Annotated in this window: 19 protein-coding genes; 17 read left to right on the top strand and 2 right to left on the bottom strand. The window is 28.2% G+C overall.

The genetic code is table 11. The features are described 5' to 3' along the window. The first annotated feature begins 93 nt into the window (after nucleotides 1-93). The 11 genes from pheS to H2277_RS02060 all read left to right on the top strand — a co-directional run bounded on the left by pheS (nucleotide 94) and on the right by H2277_RS02060 (nucleotide 11,007). On the top strand, nucleotides 94-1,086 hold the full coding sequence (gene pheS, locus H2277_RS02110; RefSeq protein ID WP_337200753.1) for a phenylalanine--tRNA ligase subunit alpha: 993 nt from the start codon (nucleotides 94-96) through the stop codon (nucleotides 1,084-1,086). Next, nucleotides 1,083-3,404 carry a phenylalanine--tRNA ligase subunit beta gene (gene pheT, locus H2277_RS02105; RefSeq protein ID WP_337200752.1) on the top strand — a complete coding sequence of 774 codons (2,322 nt, stop codon included), beginning with the start codon at nucleotides 1,083-1,085 and terminating at the stop codon, nucleotides 3,402-3,404. The genes pheS and pheT overlap by 4 nt, the downstream gene beginning before the upstream one ends. Further along, the gene (gene aroA, locus H2277_RS02100) at nucleotides 3,401-4,684 is read left to right on the top strand and encodes a 3-phosphoshikimate 1-carboxyvinyltransferase (RefSeq protein WP_337200751.1); all 1,284 of its coding nucleotides are present in this window, start codon (nucleotides 3,401-3,403) and stop codon (nucleotides 4,682-4,684) included. Before pheT ends, aroA begins: the two co-directional genes overlap by 4 nt. Beyond that, complete coding sequence (locus H2277_RS02095) at nucleotides 4,674-5,504, top strand: 4-hydroxy-3-methylbut-2-enyl diphosphate reductase (RefSeq protein WP_337200750.1); 831 nt, start codon at nucleotides 4,674-4,676, stop codon at nucleotides 5,502-5,504. The genes aroA and H2277_RS02095 overlap by 11 nt, the downstream gene beginning before the upstream one ends. Nucleotides 5,505-5,621: 117 nt before the next feature. Then, nucleotides 5,622-7,295, top strand: a complete 1,674-nt coding sequence (locus H2277_RS02090; protein WP_337200749.1) for a 30S ribosomal protein S1 — start codon at nucleotides 5,622-5,624, stop codon at nucleotides 7,293-7,295. Then, entirely contained in the window at nucleotides 7,295-7,789 is a 495-nt protein-coding gene (locus H2277_RS02085) for a hypothetical protein (RefSeq protein ID WP_337200748.1), read from the top strand. The genes H2277_RS02090 and H2277_RS02085 overlap by 1 nt, the downstream gene beginning before the upstream one ends. Nucleotides 7,790-7,834: 45 nt before the next feature. Further along, nucleotides 7,835-9,763, top strand: coding sequence for a ribosomal protection-like ABC-F family protein (gene abc-f / locus H2277_RS02080; RefSeq protein WP_337200747.1), 1,929 nt, complete (start codon nucleotides 7,835-7,837; stop codon nucleotides 9,761-9,763). A 101-nt stretch (nucleotides 9,764-9,864) separates the two neighbouring features. Then, nucleotides 9,865-10,137 carry a hypothetical protein gene (locus H2277_RS02075; RefSeq protein ID WP_337200746.1) on the top strand — a complete coding sequence of 91 codons (273 nt, stop codon included), beginning with the start codon at nucleotides 9,865-9,867 and terminating at the stop codon, nucleotides 10,135-10,137. Then, nucleotides 10,103-10,327: a hypothetical protein gene (locus tag H2277_RS02070; RefSeq protein ID WP_337200745.1), complete on the top strand. Its 225-nt coding sequence runs from the start codon at nucleotides 10,103-10,105 to the stop codon at nucleotides 10,325-10,327. The genes H2277_RS02075 and H2277_RS02070 overlap by 35 nt, the downstream gene beginning before the upstream one ends. 4 nt (nucleotides 10,328-10,331) lie before the next feature. Beyond that, on the top strand, nucleotides 10,332-10,493 hold the full coding sequence (locus H2277_RS02065; protein ID WP_337200744.1) for a hypothetical protein: 162 nt from the start codon (nucleotides 10,332-10,334) through the stop codon (nucleotides 10,491-10,493). Nucleotides 10,494-10,632: 139 nt separating this feature from the next. Then, nucleotides 10,633-11,007, top strand: coding sequence for a YbgC/FadM family acyl-CoA thioesterase (locus tag H2277_RS02060; protein ID WP_337200743.1), 375 nt, complete (start codon nucleotides 10,633-10,635; stop codon nucleotides 11,005-11,007). Here the strand turns inward: H2277_RS02060 and H2277_RS02055 are convergent. Both H2277_RS02055 and H2277_RS02050 read right to left on the bottom strand, forming a co-directional pair. Continuing rightward, on the bottom strand, nucleotides 10,999-12,195 hold the full coding sequence (locus H2277_RS02055) for a hypothetical protein (protein WP_337200742.1): 1,197 nt from the start codon (nucleotides 12,193-12,195) through the stop codon (nucleotides 10,999-11,001). The genes H2277_RS02060 and H2277_RS02055 overlap by 9 nt on opposite strands. Beyond that, the gene (locus H2277_RS02050) at nucleotides 12,192-12,800 is read right to left on the bottom strand and encodes a uracil-DNA glycosylase family protein (protein WP_337200741.1); all 609 of its coding nucleotides are present in this window, start codon (nucleotides 12,798-12,800) and stop codon (nucleotides 12,192-12,194) included. The genes H2277_RS02055 and H2277_RS02050 overlap by 4 nt, the downstream gene beginning before the upstream one ends. 174 nt (nucleotides 12,801-12,974) lie before the next feature. On the opposite strand from H2277_RS02050, the gene rpmH reads away from it, so the two are divergent. The 6 genes from rpmH to mnmE are packed head-to-tail and all read left to right on the top strand — an operon-like array spanning nucleotide 12,975 to nucleotide 17,495. After that, nucleotides 12,975-13,109 (top strand): 50S ribosomal protein L34, encoded by a 135-nt coding sequence (gene rpmH / locus H2277_RS02045; protein ID WP_087723277.1) that lies wholly within the window; start codon nucleotides 12,975-12,977, stop codon nucleotides 13,107-13,109. Further along, entirely contained in the window at nucleotides 13,106-13,432 is a 327-nt protein-coding gene (gene rnpA, locus H2277_RS02040; protein WP_337200740.1) for a ribonuclease P protein component, read from the top strand. The genes rpmH and rnpA overlap by 4 nt, the downstream gene beginning before the upstream one ends. Beyond that, complete coding sequence (yidD, locus tag H2277_RS02035; RefSeq protein ID WP_337200813.1) at nucleotides 13,420-13,767, top strand: membrane protein insertion efficiency factor YidD; 348 nt, start codon at nucleotides 13,420-13,422, stop codon at nucleotides 13,765-13,767. Before rnpA ends, yidD begins: the two co-directional genes overlap by 13 nt. After that, nucleotides 13,767-15,332: a membrane protein insertase YidC gene (gene yidC / locus H2277_RS02030; RefSeq protein ID WP_337200739.1), complete on the top strand. Its 1,566-nt coding sequence runs from the start codon at nucleotides 13,767-13,769 to the stop codon at nucleotides 15,330-15,332. Before yidD ends, yidC begins: the two co-directional genes overlap by 1 nt. Nucleotides 15,333-15,349: 17 nt before the next feature. Beyond that, a complete protein-coding gene (locus H2277_RS02025; protein ID WP_337200738.1) occupies nucleotides 15,350-16,174 on the top strand; it encodes a Jag N-terminal domain-containing protein in 825 nt (274 codons plus the stop codon). Further along, nucleotides 16,167-17,495 carry a tRNA uridine-5-carboxymethylaminomethyl(34) synthesis GTPase MnmE gene (gene mnmE, locus H2277_RS02020; protein ID WP_337200737.1) on the top strand — a complete coding sequence of 443 codons (1,329 nt, stop codon included), beginning with the start codon at nucleotides 16,167-16,169 and terminating at the stop codon, nucleotides 17,493-17,495. The genes H2277_RS02025 and mnmE overlap by 8 nt, the downstream gene beginning before the upstream one ends. The last annotated feature ends 2 nt before the right edge of the window (nucleotides 17,496-17,497 follow it).

Here is a 17,497-nt window from a genome sequence, read left to right as displayed (position 1 = left end):
AGAATTATATCTCTAAAAGTTTAATTTTTATGCTGAATTTAAAATACTTTTTAATAAAATTAAAATCAGATTTCACTTTGATTGGGGTAAAAATTGCAAAATTTTATTAAACAAGTTGAAGAGTGTAATAATTTAAATGATTTAGAGGCACTTAGAATTTCAGTTCTTGGTAAAAAAGGTGTTTTAACCGAGAGTTTTTCAAAGCTTAAAAATTTAGAAGGCGATGCTAAAAAAGAATTAGCTGCTACTTTAAATTTAGAAAAAGAAGCTTTCAATAAAGCCTATTTGGCTAAATTTGAAATTTTAGAAAATCTTGCACTTGAAGAAAAAATGAAACAAGATGTGCTTGATTTTAATTATTTTGATGAAAATGTAACAAAAGGTGCCTTACACCCTGTAATGGGCACTATGGATAAAATCATAGAATATTTTTTAAGTTTGAATTTCAGTATAGAAAAAGGTCCTTTAATCGAGGATGAATTTCATAATTTTGAGGCTTTAAATTTGCCAAAATCTCATCCAGCTAGAGATATGCAAGATACTTTTTACTTTGATGATAAAAGACTTTTGAGGACTCAAACTTCACCAGTACAAATTAGAACGATGCTAACCCAAAAACCTCCTATTAGAATGATAGCACCTGGTGCGGTTTTTAGAAGAGATTTTGATATAACTCATACTCCAATGTTTCATCAAATAGAAGGACTAGTTGTAGAAGAAGGACAAAAAGTAAGCTTTGCACACTTAAAAAGTATTTTAGAAGATTTTTTACATTTTATGTTTGATGACGTAAAAATTCGCTTTCGTCCTAGTTTTTTTCCTTTCACTGAACCTTCGGCTGAAGTGGATATTTCTTGCGTATTTTGCAAAGGAAGTGGTTGTAGGGTATGCAAACAAACAGGATGGTTAGAGGTTTTAGGATGTGGAATTGTTGATCCTAATGTATTTAATTTTATAGGTTATAAAAATGTAAGTGGTTATGCCTTTGGTCTTGGGGTGGAGCGTTTTGCTATGCTTTTACATCAAATTCCTGATTTGAGATCTTTATTTGAAGGTGATTTAAGATTATTGGAGCAATTTAGATGATAATTACTAAAAGTTGGTTAAGCGATTGGTTAGATCTTGGGGGTATAAGCGCTGAAGAAATTGTTTTTAAGTTAAATTCTATAGGCATTGAAGTTGATAAAGTTTGCAATTTAAAAGCTCCTAATAAAGTTGTAGTGGGTTTTGTAAAAGAGAAAATAAAACATGAAAATTCCGATAAACTCAGCATTTGTCAAGTAGATGTTGGAAATGAGATCTTGCAAATTGTATGTGGCGCTAAAAATGTAGAACAAGGGCAATATGTTGCTGTGGCGCTTAAAGGTGCTCGTATGCCAAATGGAATGGAAATTAAAGAAGCTAAGCTAAGAGGAGTGGATTCTCATGGTATGCTTTGTTCGAGCTTGGAATTAGGTTTTGGTAAAACCAATGAAGGCATTATGGTTTTAGACGAAAGCATAGGTGCTTTAGAGCTTGGAAAAGAGTTAAATTCATATGAAATTTTTAATGATGTATTGATTGAAGTTGAATTAACTCCAAATAGAGGAGATTGTTTTAGTATATATGGAATAGCGCGAGATTTAGCCGTAGCTTTTAATTTAAGTTTAAAAGAGTCTAAATCTTTCAAAGAGAATGAAAATGTGTTAGGTATAGGAAGAGTTTTGCGTCTTAATGCGCAAAAAGATTTGCATAGTTTTTATAATTATAGAGCTATAGAGGTTAAAGATGGTTTGCAACTAGATTTGATCATTTCTTTACGCTTGGCTCAAATTGAAAATTTAGAAAAAAATCCTATACAAAATTTATTAAATTATGCTATGCATTCAACGGGTGTTTTGTTTAATGCTTATGATTTAAGCAATTTTGCTAAAGAAAATGAAGAAATCACTTTAAATTTAAGTAAAGAAAGTTCAGGTGAAACAAAAATTTCTTGCCAAAATAAAACTTTAAGCATCAGTGGATTTTATCAAGAAGAAGAATATAAAATCAAAGAGAATTCCAAGCTAGTAATTATTGAAGCTAATTATACAGATCCTAATATAATAGCCAATGCAAAATTAAATTATAAAAAACAAGATGAGAAAATTTTTTATAGAAGCTTTAGGGGGAGCGAGCCTAAATTATACTTAGGAATGGATTTCTTACTTAATATTCTTAAGCAAAATTCTAATTTGAGTATATATAGCTCCTCTCAGCAAATTTTACTTGATAAAAAGCTTTTAACCATCTCTATAAATATTGATCATATTAATAATATCATAGGTCAAGATATTGATAAAGATGATATTTTGAATATTTTGAAAAAATTAGGTTTTAAAATAATACTTTTAGATGATAAATTAATAAATGCTGAAGTTCCTATGCACAGACCAGATATAAGCAATTTAGCGGATATTTGCGAAGAAATCGTTAGAATGATAGGGATTAACAATATAGTTTCAAAAAATTTAGAATTTTTGGAAAAAAATCGCCTTAATCCGACTTATTTTTCTTATAAAAAACTTTTAGAATTAAGAAAAAATGCTGTAAATAATGGCTATTTTGAAAGTTTGCATTATGTTTTAGACAATAGTGAAGAGCTTGAAAATTTAGGATTTGATACCGTAAAAATAAAACTTTTAAATCCAATAACCAATGAGTTAAATACTTTAAGGACGACTTTATTAAATCATCTGTTAAGTGCTGTTAGTTTAAATACAAAAAATTCAAAAAAAATCATTAAACTTTTTGAATCAGGTTCTATTTTTTCTAAAGACACAGAGGAAATCAATAAAATTGCTTTTGTGTATTCAGGTTATAAGGAAGAGCCTAAAATCGCAAATAAAGCTAAACCAAGATTAGTGAATTTTTATGATTTTCTTTTAGATATTAAAAATATCATAGGTGATTTTAAACTCAAGTTTTCTCATTATGGTTTTTTAAGTCCTTATGAACAAGCAGAAATATTTATAGATGATAAAAATATAGGTTTTATCGGTCGTTTGCATTTGAAATTAGAAAATGAAAAAGACTTAATGAAAACATATGTTTGTGAATTAAATTTAGATCTCATCAAAGAAGAGAAAAAGGTTGCTAAAAATTATTCTAAATTTCCTGCTGTAAATAGAGATCTTAGCGTATTGGTTCCTAAAGGATATGAGTATGAGAGCATTAAAAAAGCTATAGAAGAATTAAATTTAGAAATACTTGAAAATTTTAGGTTGGTGGATTTATATAGTGATGAGAATCTTAAAGATTTTTGTAGTTTAACCATAGCCTTCGTTTTTAGAGATATGAATAAAACTTTAGAAGATAATCAAATTGTAGAAAGCATGGATAAGATTATACAGAAGTTAAAAGAAATGGGTCTTGAATTAAGATGATTATCCATGCTTTATCTGATAGCTTTGAACTAGAAATTTCAGATATTGCAGCCGATAAAAGCATTTCTCATCGTTTCGCGATCTTTTCGCTTTTAACAAAAAAAGAAAATAAAGCTAAGAATTATCTCTTAGCTCAAGATACTTTAAATACGCTTGAAATCTTAAAAAAACTAGGCGCTGAAATTAAGATTTATGGATCAAATATAAGCATAATTCCGCCTAGAAAAATTTTATCCCCTAAAGATATATTATATTGCGGGAATTCCGGAACCCTTATGCGTTTAATGATAGGATTTTTATCAGGAATTTCTGGTTTTTTTGTCTTAAGTGGAGATGCATCTTTAAATAATCGCCCTATGAAAAGAATTTGTAATCCTCTTAAAAATATTGGAGCAAAAATATACGGCAGAGAGGATGCAAATTTAGCGCCAATTTGTATAGAGGGGCAAAAATTATTTTTTTTTAATTATGATAGTCAAATTTCATCAGCCCAAGTTAAAACAGCTATGATTTTATCGGCTTTAAATGCAAATGGAAATTCTGTATTTAAAGAACCAAAATTAAGTAGAAATCATAGTGAGAATATGTTAAAAGCAATGGGTGCTCCTTTAAAAATAAGTAAGGATGGTTTAAAAATTGAAATATCAAATTTAAAAGAGCCCTTGCAAGAACAAGATATTGAAATTCCTAACGATCCATCTTCAGCCTTTTATTTTGTACTTGCAGCAATAATTATCCCTAATTCAAAAATAAAAATAAGCAATGTTTTATTAAATTCTACTCGCATAGAAGCTTATAAAATTTTACAAAAAATGGGAGCTAAAATAGAAATAAAAATCACTCAAAATCATTTTGAAAGTATAGGAGAGATTGAAGCGAGTTTTAGTAAACTAAAAGGAATTGAAGTTAAAGAAAATATAGCGTGGCTTATAGATGAAATTCCTGCTTTAGCTATAGCTTTTGCCTTAGCAGATGGAATTTCTATACTTAAAAATGCACAGGAACTTAGGGTTAAAGAAAGTGATAGAATTCATGCTATAGTTTCAAATTTAAAACTTTGCGGGATTAAGGTTGAGGAATTCGAAGATGGTTTTAAGATAGAAGGTGGAAAAGTAAATAAAGCTAAAATAAAAAGTTATAAAGATCATCGTATTGCTATGAGTTTTGCTATTTTGGGTATGGTTTGCGGAATGGAAATTGATGATTTTGAATGCATTGAAACTTCTTTTCCAAATTTTATAGAAATTTTAAAAAGATTAGGGGTAAAAATTGATTATTGAATTAGCCAAAAACTATGGTTTTTGTTTTGGGGTAAAAAGAGCAATTAAAAAAGCAGAGCAAATTAAAGATGCTGCGACTATAGGTCCACTTATACACAACAATGAAGAAATTTTGCGTTTGCAAAAAGATTTCAATGTGAAAACTTTAGAGGATATTAATGCATTAAGTGATGAAAAAAAAGCTATTATAAGAACTCATGGTATCACAAAGCAAGATTTGGCTGATCTAAAAAAAAGAAACATTGAAATTTTTGACGCAACGTGTCCTTTTGTAACAAAGCCTCAGCAAATTTGCGAACGCATGAGTGATGAAGGTTATGAAGTCGTTATTTTTGGTGATGAAAATCATCCAGAGGTTAAAGGCGTAAAAAGCTATGTAAGCACAAAAGCTTACGTTGTTTTAGATAAAAAAGAACTTGAAAATATTAAGTTGCCAAATAAGATTGCTGTAGTAAGTCAAACAACTAAAAAACCTGAACATTTTATGGAAATAGTTAATTTTTTAATGCTAAGGGTTAAAGAGGTTAGGGTTTTTAATACCATTTGTGACGCAACATTTAAAAATCAAGATGCCATTAAAGAGCTTTCTGCAAAAAGCGATGTGGTAGTGGTTGTAGGCGGTAAGAATTCGGCCAATACCAAGCAACTTTTTTTAATAGCAAAAATGCATTGTGAAAATAGCTATCTTATTGAGACAGAAGAAGAATTGAAAAAAGAATGGTTTTTAGATAAAAAACATTGTGGAATTAGTGCAGGTGCTAGCACTCCAGATTGGATTATAGATAAGGTAATTGCTAAAATTAAAACTTTTGTTGATTAAAGCACAATATTTTATTTTTTTAAAAGCTAAATAAAACTACAATTTAGAAAAATTAACAAAAGCTAAATTTTTAATATTTAGAATGAGGAAATTTAAAAATTATTTTAAAGGACAGTGATGATTGAGGCGAACAATAAAGTTCAAAGTGGTTTAGATGATTTTCTTGAGGAAGAAGATTTTGGGCAACTTTTAGATGCTTTTGATAGATCAAAAGAAGAGGCGATGGCGGAGGGAGTGATCGTAGAGATCAAGAATGATGAAGTTTATGTTGATATAGGTAGAAAATCTGAAGGAATTTTGCCACTTGCTGAAATTCAAAATAACGATGGACAATTATTGTTTAAAACTGGAGATAAGATTAAAGTTGCTGTAGTGGGTTATTATGGGGGAAGATCTTTATTATCTCATAAAAAAGCTTTAAGAAAAGAAAAAGCGATTGAATTTATTAAAAATTATAAAGAAGAAGATTCTGAAAATATATTTAACGTTAAAGTTGTTGGGAAAAACAAAGGAGGGCTTATCGTTATTGATGACAATGATATTGAATTCTTTTTACCTAAATCTCAATATGGTTTTAAAGAGAGTAATAACGTTTTAGGTAAAACCTTTAAAGTGAAGATTATTAAAATCGATCATGAAGAACAAAGCATCATTGTTTCTAGAAAGAAAACTTTAGACGATGAAAGAAAAAAACGCAAAGAGTTGATCAGTAATATCGTTCAAGAACAAGGAGTGATTGAGGGTTTAGTTAAAAAAATCACCACCTATGGTATGTTTGTTGATGTAGGTGGAATTGATGGATTGGTTCACTATAGTGAAATTTCTTATAAGGGCCCAGTAAATCCAAGTCTTTTTTACAAAGAGGGCGATAAAGTTCCAGTTAAAGTTATAAGTTATAATAAAGAACGTAAACACCTTTCTTTATCCATTAAAGCAGCCTTGCCTGATCCTTGGAGCGAAATAAAAGATAGTCTTGAGGTGGGTGATACGATTAAAGTTGTCGTTTCGAATATAGAACCTTATGGAGCTTTTGTAGATTTGGGTAATGATATCGAAGGGTTTTTGCATATCAGTGAAATTTCTTGGGATAAGAATATTAAAAATCCAAAAGATTATATAAGCAAAGGACAAGAAATTGATGTAGAGGTTATCGAGATCAATTCTGAAGAAAGACGTTTAAGAGTTTCGTTAAGAAATTTACTTTTAAAACCTTTTGATGAATTTTTGAAAAAATATAAATTATCGGATATTTTGGAAGGTGAAGTTACTTTAATAACTGCTTTTGGGGCATTTGTAAATCTTGGTATGATTGAGGGCTTATTGCACAATGAAGATGCTTCTTGGTCAAGAACCGAGAAATGTAAAGATAAATTTAAAGTCGGTGATAAAATTAAAGTAAAAATTATCAAAATAGACACAGAAAATCAAAAAATTTCTCTTAGTATGAAAGAACTTTGTGAGTCTCCTGTTCAAGAATATTCCAAAAATCATAAAGTTGGAGATATTGTTAAAGGAAAAATTCGCGATATTAAAGATTTTGGCATTTTTGTAGAACTTAGTCAAAATGTTGATGCACTTATTCATAAAGAAGATATTAGTATTTCGACTTTAGAAAATTTAAAAATAGATGATGAAATTGAAGCAGCTATTGTTTTCATGGATGAAAAGAGAAATAGAATTCGTTTAAGTGTTAAAAATTTAGTCAAAATAAAAGAACGCGAAGTTTTAAATGAGATAAATGATAATGATAAAATCACCTTAGGTGATATCATAAGAGATCAATTGGCTTAATGATAAAAAAATATCTAACTATAAGCATTTTAAGCGTATTGTTTCTTAGTTTGCTTATAGTGGTTTTGATATTAATTTATAAATTTAAAGCAAATTCAAATTTTATTCCTGAAATTGTTCATAATGCAAATATAGAAAAAGATAACAAACAAAATAATAATAAGAATTTTACTTGGCAAGAAGAACTCGCTAAATGGCCAAGTAAAAATTTCACTCCTGCGGCAGAGCAATTTAATCTTTATATTGATGTTGATACTAGTGATTTAAAAGAAAAAAGTAAATATTATCAACTTATTATAGACAAAAATGATATCTATTCAGTGTTTTGTTTAAAGCAAACTTTAAAATCTTTTGATGTGAAGTATTTTTTATTAAAATCTAGCGGTAGTCCGGAAATTTTTTTAGATACTGGCAATAAAGAATTTATAGATGAAATTATTAAAGAGTTAAAAAAATACAAGATTAATGCCCAAGCTAAAGAGATTTGGCTCTAATTTATTATTTTCAATATTTGATTTATTTTTCTAGGAAATATTATAATGGCGCTTATTGACTTAATTGATGCAAATAAAAGATTTGATGAAAAAATTGTTTTAAATGAAGCGAATTTTAGTGCTAATGATGGTGAAAAAATAGCGATTATTGGTAAAAATGGAGAAGGAAAATCCACTTTTTTAAAGGTGCTTTTTGGTGTTTTAAATTTAGATAGTGGTCGCGTTATAAGACAAAATGGAAAAAGTATCGCAATGCTTTCTCAAAATGTAAATTTTCATGCAAATTTAAGTGTTGGAGATGCTATTAAACAGGAGCTTTCAGAAATTTATACCGCTTTAGAAGAGTATAAAAAACTCTATTTAAAATTAGAAAAAAATCCAGAAAATAAAGAATATTTAAAACAAATGGATTTGATTATGGCTTTAATAGAAAGCAAAGATGCTTGGAACATAGAAGCTAAGATAAATCGTGTTTTAAAAGAATTTGATTTATTAAAATACATTGATCGTTTAGTGTGTACATTAAGTGGTGGTGAAATACGTAGGGTAGGGCTTTGTATACTTATATTAAAAAATCCTGATATTTTATTGCTCGATGAACCAACAAATCATTTAGATGTTTATATGACGAGTTTTTTAGAGGATTTGCTAAAAGAATCTAAAATGTGTGTTATTTTTATTTCACATGATCGTTATTTTATTGATGCTATTGCTGATAAGTGTGTAGAAATTGAAAATGGAAAATTAAGTGTTTTTAAAGGAGGATATGCAAATTATCTTGAAAGAAAGGCACAAATTTTAGAAAGTCTTACTAAGAGCCATGAGACCTTATTGAAGCAATTAAAAAGTGAAGAAGAATGGTTAAGGCGTGGTGTTAAAGCAAGGCTAAAAAGAAATGAGGGAAGAAAAGAGCGCATTCTAAAAATGCGAGAGGAAGCTAAAAAAAATCCAGGAGCTATAAAACGCTTAAGACTTGAAATTTCAAGATCTACGCTTAATTTTAATACTGATAAAGTAATGAATCGAAAAAAAATGTTATTTGAGATTAAAAAGGTAAGTAAAAGCATAGAAGATAAAATACTTTTTAGAGATTTTTCGGCTCGTATTTTACAAGGAGAGCGTATAGCCATAGTGGGAAAAAATGGTTGTGGAAAATCTACTTTTTTAAAAATGCTTTTAGGGCAAATTAAGCAAGATGATGGAGAGATTAAAAGAGGGGAAATTAAGATAGGGTATTTTGATCAAGCTAGAGATTTGGTAAATTCAGATAAAACTTTACTTGAGATTTTTTGCCCCAATGGTGGAGATAGGGTTCAAGTAAGAGATAAAAATATGCACGTTTATGGGTATTTGAAAAATTTTTTATTTCCTAAAGAATTTTTAGATAAAAATGTTTCTGTATTAAGTGGAGGAGAGAAAAATCGAGTAGCTTTGGCTTTACTTTTTACTCAAACTTATGATATTTTAGTACTTGATGAGCCAACTAATGATTTAGATATCTCAACGATTAATATTTTAGAAGAGTATTTGTTAAATTTTGAAGGGGCGATTTTATTTGTATCTCATGATAGATATTTTGTTGATAAGATTGCAAATAAAATTTACGCTTTTGAGGGAAATTCTTCGATCAATATTTTACACACTCTTTATACAGAATATCTTGAAAATGAAAAAGAATTACACGAATTTGATAATTTCACCTTAAGTCTTGAATCAATTTCAAACAGCAATCAAAAAGAGAAAAAAAACCAAAAATTAAGCTATAAAGAAAATGAAATTTTAAATAATCATCCAGAAAAAATAGAAATCATTGAAAAAAAAATTGAGCAATTGAATAAAGATTTGTCAAATCCTAGTGTTTATCAAAATATAGGTATTAATAAACTTTATGAGGAATTGCAAAAGGCGCAAGAAGAGTTAGAAACACTTGAAATGGAGTATTTTGCAGTTTTAGAAAAAAGCGAAAATATCTAAAAAGAGATATAAAAAAAGCGCTCTGATTATTTATAAAAATACAATCAAGAACCATAAAAATTTATGCAACTTATTATATTCTTAAAAACCAAGGACTATAAATGAAAATCATTTTAGTAATTTTAGCTTTAGTATTTTTAAACTCTTGCGCTTTAATAAAAAGCAAAGAAGAAAAAGAATTAGAAATTCTTTCAAAAAATTATGGTAGATTTTATGTTTTTGATAGAAAAGTAAGAGAAGAGATATTAGAAATAGAGAAGAAAAGAAGTGAATTAGGAGACAATGATAAATTTAGAACTAAAGTGGGGCAATTAAAATCAGGAGAAGATTCTGAAGCTATTGATAAATTATTTCCTCAAATCTTTTCTTTCTAGTGGTTGTAAATATTATCGTAGTGATTATAGATATAAAGGCAAAGCTAATTTTGGTTTCAAAGATAAACTTGAATTTGCTTATTATGAAGATAAACTTAAAGAATATATGGGAGAAGAAAATTATAAAAAAGTAAAACCTTATATGGGTATGAGTGCTTATTATGTTTTGCAAGGGCAAAAATTATACTAGATTTATGTTTAGTCAAACAAATTATGGTTTATTTGGAAATGAAAGAAGAGGATTTACAAGTATAAGCTACAAAGGTGTCGGAGTTGGATCTTCTTTACATTATTTTATAAATGGTAATTTTTTTGTAAGAAGCGATGAGAAATATGAAGGAGAAAAGTATCAATGAAGAATAAATCAAAGGTAGGTAAATCATTTAAGCATAAGATTTATTTATTCTCAAAGAGAAGGTGTAAAATTTGATTAAAATTTTTTACTTTTTATCTTTCTTGGTAAAATAAAAACTTAGATATAAAAAAAGGATTAGAATGAAAATAAGAGTTTATTATGAAGATACAGATGCTGGTGGAGTGGTCTATCATAGTAATTATTTAAAATTTTGCGAAAGAGCTAGAAGTGAAGTTTTATTTTCTAAAAAAGCTTTGATATTTGATGCTATTAATGGGCATTTTTTGCTTATAAAAGCAAATTGTAATTTTATAAAACCCGCTAAGCTTGGAGATATGATCGAAGTTGAAACAAAAATTTTAGAAATTAAAAACGCTTCTGTGGAAATTTTGCAAGAAATTTATAAGGATCAAGACAAGATTTTTAAACTTATTGGGACTCTTGCTTATATTAAAAAAGAAAAACCTGCCAGAATGGAGCCAGAAATCAAAAAGCTTTTTGAAGAATTATTTTAATTCTTCAAAATTTGATTTAACACTTTGCATCAGATGGACTTTATATAAAACCTGCGAGCCTTCAATTTTTTCATCAAAAATACTTTTACTTTCTTGGTTTAAGAAATTGGTATAAAAATAATCAACTCCTATGCCTGTTGCGTAAGCTACCCAATTATAATCTATATTTTGGTTGAAAATTTCATTTAAATAAGATAAATTATCGTCATGATTGTTAATGGAATTTGCAATAATAAAATTTTTTCTATCAGCTTCTTGAGTAAGATTCAAAAATGCAGGATTGTAATTAATCTGGGTAGATAATAATACATAAGGATATATATTATAAACGCGTAATTGAGAACTTGTAAGCGCTGTTTTTACTAAAGGTGTATTGAAAAAAATAGAAGCTTGATTGAGACTTCCTTGAGATCTTAGTAATTTATAAAAATCAAGCTTTTCTCCATCAACTTTATAAATTCTTGCGTTTTGATTTTTACTATCGAGTAATATACGCGTATTTAAGTTATCTGATAATATGGAATTATCTCCAAAAATTGCTATATCTGAGTTAGCTTTTTGCAAAAGAGCCATAATTTGAGCATCATAATCTATACTACCAAAAATTATATTTTGATTTAAATTTGGGGCAAAATTTTTATGAAGAGTTGGGATAAATATTTTCATATTTTTAGAATAGTCTTTAAGGGCAGAAGCGCCCTTTAAAGTAAAAGCTGCAATAATATATTGATAGCCTTGGGTTTCTATTTGGTCAAAGGTTTGGCGTATTTTGTTTTCATCTTCTGTGCCTATTAAAAATACTTTAACTTTAATATCTGCTCTTTGTCTTAAAAGATAAGCAATGCTAGAATTTACAATGGTGCTAGAATAGCTTTTAATCGTTTTTTCTGGAATAATAATAGCTAGTTTTACTGCTGTAATTTTTTGCACAGCCTGATCAAAATCTGTAATAGAATTTAAAAGTTTTGCATAAACGTTGGATAAAAATTGATCTTTTTGATCGCTAAATTCGCTTAAAAAACTAAGATAAAGTCTGGATTCTAAAAGATCAAAAAGGCAATTTATCCCGCATTCTTGAGTGCTTAGATTGGGATAAAAATTTTCAGAAGGTGGTATATCTACTAATCGTTGCTCTCTAGCTGCAAGAAAGCAAAAACATAATCCCAAGATCAATAATATTTTTTTCATAAAAATCCTTTAATTTTTTTTAGATCTTCCATAAAGTCTTTTTTATAACTTGGATTTTTTTCTATAAATTCAAGATTAAAACTTGCCATAAAAAAGAAATTTTTATGGGTGAAAATTTCTCCTCTTAGGGCGTTAAAATCAGAAAATCCTAAGCTATTGAAAGCATATTCTCCTAAACAAAGAACGAATTTGGGTTGAAGCAGTTCTACCTCATTCCAAAAAAATGGTAAGCAAGATTGTAGCGAAAAATCATCAAATTTTCCATTAGAAAAACATTTCAAAAGATATGAAAAATAAAATTGCTCTTTTTTAAGCCCTAAGATATTATAAATGTAACTTTGTAATGTTTTACCTTTTTTTGATTCTAAGATATAACCATTTTCATTTTCAATCTTTTGTCCAAAGGTATCTAAGATCATTAAATTAACCGGTTTTAATTGATTTTCCATTAAAGTAAAACGACGGAATTTTGAAAAATGACATAGATTGCATTTTTGTATATTTGATCTTAAATTTTCAAAATTTTTTATTTTTGGTTGAATATGACTAGGTTTATCTGTAAAATTATATCCCATAGCTTTTAAATAGTATAAACTTCTTATCATTGAATACAAACTTAAACATTAATTTTTAATCATAAATTTAAAAATATTGAATTATTTTTAAAAATTTAGCAAAAAAAAATTAATCTTATTTATAAAAGCAATTTATAAGTAAGATTGAGGTATAATTTACTTTTATTCTTTATTTTCAAAAATAAAATTAAGGAAATTTTAACAATGAAAAGAACTTATCAACCACATGGTACTCCAAGAAAACGCACTCATGGTTTTCGCGTAAGAATGAAAAGCAAGAATGGTCGCAAGGTAATCAATGCAAGACGTGCTAAAGGTAGAAAAAGACTCGCTGTGTGAAATTTTTTGAAAAAATCAGCAAAAATGAAGAATTTTCAGCTGTATATAAATTGGGAAAAAAATGGTATTGCGATGGTATTATTATTTTTTATCTCAAATGCAATGAGCAAAAAGTGGCAGTTGTTGCAAGTAAAAAAGTTGGAAAAGCAGTGATTAGAAATCGTTCCAAGCGTATTTTAAGAGCTTTATTTTCTCAAATCGAAACAGAAATTTATAATGGAAAGTATATTTTTGTCGCAAAAAGTGAAATCACTCAATTTTCTTTTTCTAAATTAGAGAGAAGCTTAAAATGGGGTTTGAAAAAGCTACAATGTTTAAAATAGCATGTTTAAAATTGTTGTTATTTTATCAAAAATTTTTAAGCCCACTTAAGCCTTCTGTATGTAGATTTCATCCTTCTTGTTCGGAATACGCCTATTGGCAGTTTCAAAAAAAAGATTTTTTTTCAGCTTTTTATCTCACCTTTGTGAGAATTTTAAAATGTAATCCTTTTTTTAAAGGTGGATTTGATTATCCAAAAATCACAAAAAAAATAACTTCTTACAATTTTTGCTTTAAGCCGATTTTTTTATCGCAAAAAAAACTTTGCTATTTTTACATACCCTATAATGATAAAACTTTTTATTTTGTCAAAATTATATTTAAAAGGATAAGCTAGTGAATAATACAAATAATTTTTTTCAGCAAAAACGTGTGCTTTTAGCTGTAGTACTTTCTTTTTTATTTTTTATTGTGTATGATTATTTTTTTATACCAAAAAATCCTCCTAAATTAAATCAAAATATCACAAAAGTTGAAACCAATTCACAATTTAATGCACCAAAGCATAACGCTCAACCTGTAGAAATTCAAGAGAATGCTTTACAAAATCAGATTATAGCTGATGTTAAAAGCGATCATTTTGAGGCTAAAATTGATGCTTTGGGTAGAATTTCAAGTTTTTATCTTAAAGATAAAAAATATCAAAATGAAAATGGTGAATTTATTAATTTAGTTCCTAAAAATAGCTTTCCTTATCCTTTAGAGATGCGTTTTGGTGATGAAGCTATTAATGCTGAGGCTTTTAAAACGCCTTATAGTTCAGATCTTAAAGAGCTTTTTGTAGATGAAAATGGTAGCAAAGCTATAAAACTTACTCAGAAACTTTCCTCTGGTTTGATTGTTGAAAAAAATATCACTTTTTATCCTTTAGGAAATTATAAAATCGAAGTTAGTCTTAATAAAAACAGTCATTATTTTATAAGCCCAGGTTCTCGCCCTGATGTAGCGGTTGATACTTATACAGTGCATGGGGCATTGGCTATGAATGATAAAGAAACTATCCATACTTTTGAAGATGGAAAAGTGGATAAAGAAGAGAATATGCAAAATATTTGGATGATATCAGCGTTTGATAGGTATTATGCTACATTTTTTTATAATTTTGAAAAACCTTTAAGCGTGACCATAGGAAAAGATACTCATGAAAATCCTTTAGTTTTTGCTTCTAGTGATAATAAATTTGAAGCAGGCGGTTATATAGGTTCTAAAGAGCATGCTATATTAGAAAGTATAGATCCTCGTCTTGAGGCTGTGGTTGAATATGGTTGGTTTACCTTTATTGCAAAACCAATGTTTGTATTTTTAAATTTCTTGCATAACCACATAGGGAATTGGGGTTGGTCTATAGTTGTAATGGTATTAATTATCCGTCTTATTTTATTCCCTTTAACTTACAAATCTATGATTTCTATGAATAAATTAAAAGATTTGGCTCCAAAAATGAAAGAGCTAAGAGAACGCTATAAGGGCGATCCTCAAAAAATGAATATTCATATGATGGAACTTTATAAAAAACACGGCGCAAATCCTATGAGTGGATGTTTGCCTATCCTTTTACAAATTCCGATTTTCTTTGCAATTTATCGCGTATTATTAAATGCTATTGAATTAAAAGCTGCGCCTTGGATATTTTGGATACATGATTTATCAGTTATGGATCCTTATTTTGTTCTTCCGATTTTAATGGGAGCGACAATGTTTGTACAACAACTCGTTACGCCGATGACAATTCAAGATCCTATGCAGGCTAAGATTATGAAATTTTTACCTGTGATATTTACTTTCTTTTTTGTAACTTTCCCTGCAGGACTTACTCTTTATTGGTTTGTTAACAACCTTTGTTCTTTTATCCAGCAACTAATTATCAATAAAATTTTTGCTAAAGAGCATCATAAAAAGTAAAATGGAGTGCAAAAAAAATGAGAGTCGAAGCTAAAGATCTTGAAGAAGCATTGATTGAAGCTTCTAAAAGTCTAGATTGTTCAGTTGTTGATCTAGAATATACTATTGTGCAACTTCCTAAAAAAGGTTTTTTAGGCTTTGGTCGTAAAAATATTATTATTGAGGTTGAAAGTAAGAAAAAACAATTTAAAAAACATCCAAAAAATAATTCTCAAACGAATAAAATTCGAGAAAAAAAATTTTGTGAAAAAGCGGAAGAAAAAAAAGAGAATATTAAAAATGCTAAAATAGAAAATACAAAACCTAAAGAAAGTTATATTGTAAAAGAAGACAAGATTTTTGATAGTTTTCATCGTGAAAGCAAAGATACTAGAAATATACAAAATATTTTAGATGAAATTAAAATTCAACTTGAAAAATTACTTAATTCTACTTGTTTTAATATTTCTTTAAAAGAATTAAAAATGTATAATGAAGAAAGCATTTTTATCCATTTAGATGGTGAAGATGCAGCTTTGCTTATCGGAAAAGAAGCTCATCGTTATAAAGCTATTTCTTATCTTTTGCATAGCTGGATTAATTCAAGATATAATCTTTTAGTGCGTCTTGAAATATCTCATTTTTTAGAGGATCAAATTCAAGGTATGCAAGGTTATCTTCAAAGTGTTGTTGAAAAAATTAAAATTTATGGAAGCGGTCAAACAAAGCCATTGGATGGTGTTTTGATTAAAATTGCCCTAGAGAGACTAAGAAGTGAATTTCCGCATAAATATGTAGGTATTAAGCAAAATAATGATCAAAGATTTATAGTTATAAATGATTTTTTGAAAAAAGATGAATGATACTATAGTAGCAATTGCAACAGCACACGGAATAGGTTCGATTTCCATTATAAGATTAAGTGGAGAAAGAGCTTTAGAAATTGCATTAAAAATAAGCAAAAGAAAAGAATTGATTCCGCGTTATGCTACTTTTATTAAGCTTTATAATCACAAAGATGAATTTTTAGATGAGGCTATACTTATATATTTTAAAGCCCCTTTTAGCTTTACAGGTGAAGATATAGTAGAATTTCAAACTCATGGTGGTTTTAGCGTGAGTGAAATTTTGCTTGATGAACTTGTAAATTTAGGAGCTAGATTGGCTCAAGCTGGAGAATTCAGCAAAAGAGCGTGTTTAAATGGAAAAATGACTCCTTTAAAGGCTTTAAATATACAAGATTTAATCGTTTCAAAGTCTGCTCTTGCAGCTAAAGTTATCGCAAGAAATATGCGAGGTGATTTAGGAGAACTTTTAGAAAAAATTCGCACTGATTTGGTTAAAACTTTGGCTTTTGTGGAAACAAGTATTGACTATGCTGATGATGATTTGCCACCTAATTTGTTGGAGCAAATTAATCTTATGTGTCAAGATAATGCTAAAATTTTAAGAGAAATTTATACAATTTCTCAAAGTAAAAAAGGACTTATAGAAGGTTTTAAAATAGCTATAGTAGGTAAGCCAAATGTTGGAAAATCTTCTCTTTTAAATGCTTTACTTTCTTATAAAAGAGCCATAGTTTCAGATATAGCGGGAACAACTCGCGATACTATAGAAGAAAATTTTAAATTAGGTTCTTATTTGCTTCGTATTATCGATACAGCAGGTATTAGGGAAAGTAAAGATGAAATAGAACAAATAGGCGTGGAATTAAGCAAAAAAAGTTTAAAAGATGCGGATATTATTTTAGCTGTTTTTGATTCTTCTAGGAAAGAAGATAAAGAAGATTTAGAAATTTATAATTTATTGCAAAATAGTGATAAAAAAGTATTTTGGATTTTAAACAAAACTGACTTGTGTGAGGTTTTTGAAAATAGTCAGAAGATTGATTTTATAAAACTTAGTGCTCAAAATGATATTAATTTGCTTAAAGAAGAATTAGAAAAATATCTCGATTCTTTTGATGCTGAAGATACCATGGTAAGTTCTTTAGAGTTAATTAATTCTTGTAAAATTGCAAGCGAGGCTATATCAAGAGCAAAAGATCTTTTACAAGAAAGTTCTTTAGAGCTTTTTGCATTTGAATTAAATTTGGCAATAGGTGAACTTTCTAAATTTACTAAAGATTTTGAAAGAGATGAGATTTTAGATGAAATGTTTAGTAATTTTTGTTTAGGAAAATGAAA

The sequence above is a fragment of the Campylobacter sp. W0014 genome (assembly GCF_020135975.1).
In the GTDB taxonomy this organism is placed as follows: Bacteria; Campylobacterota; Campylobacteria; order Campylobacterales; family Campylobacteraceae; genus Campylobacter_D.
The sequence above is the reverse complement of the archived record's forward strand: the minus strand, read 5'-3'. Positions and strand labels throughout refer to the sequence as shown.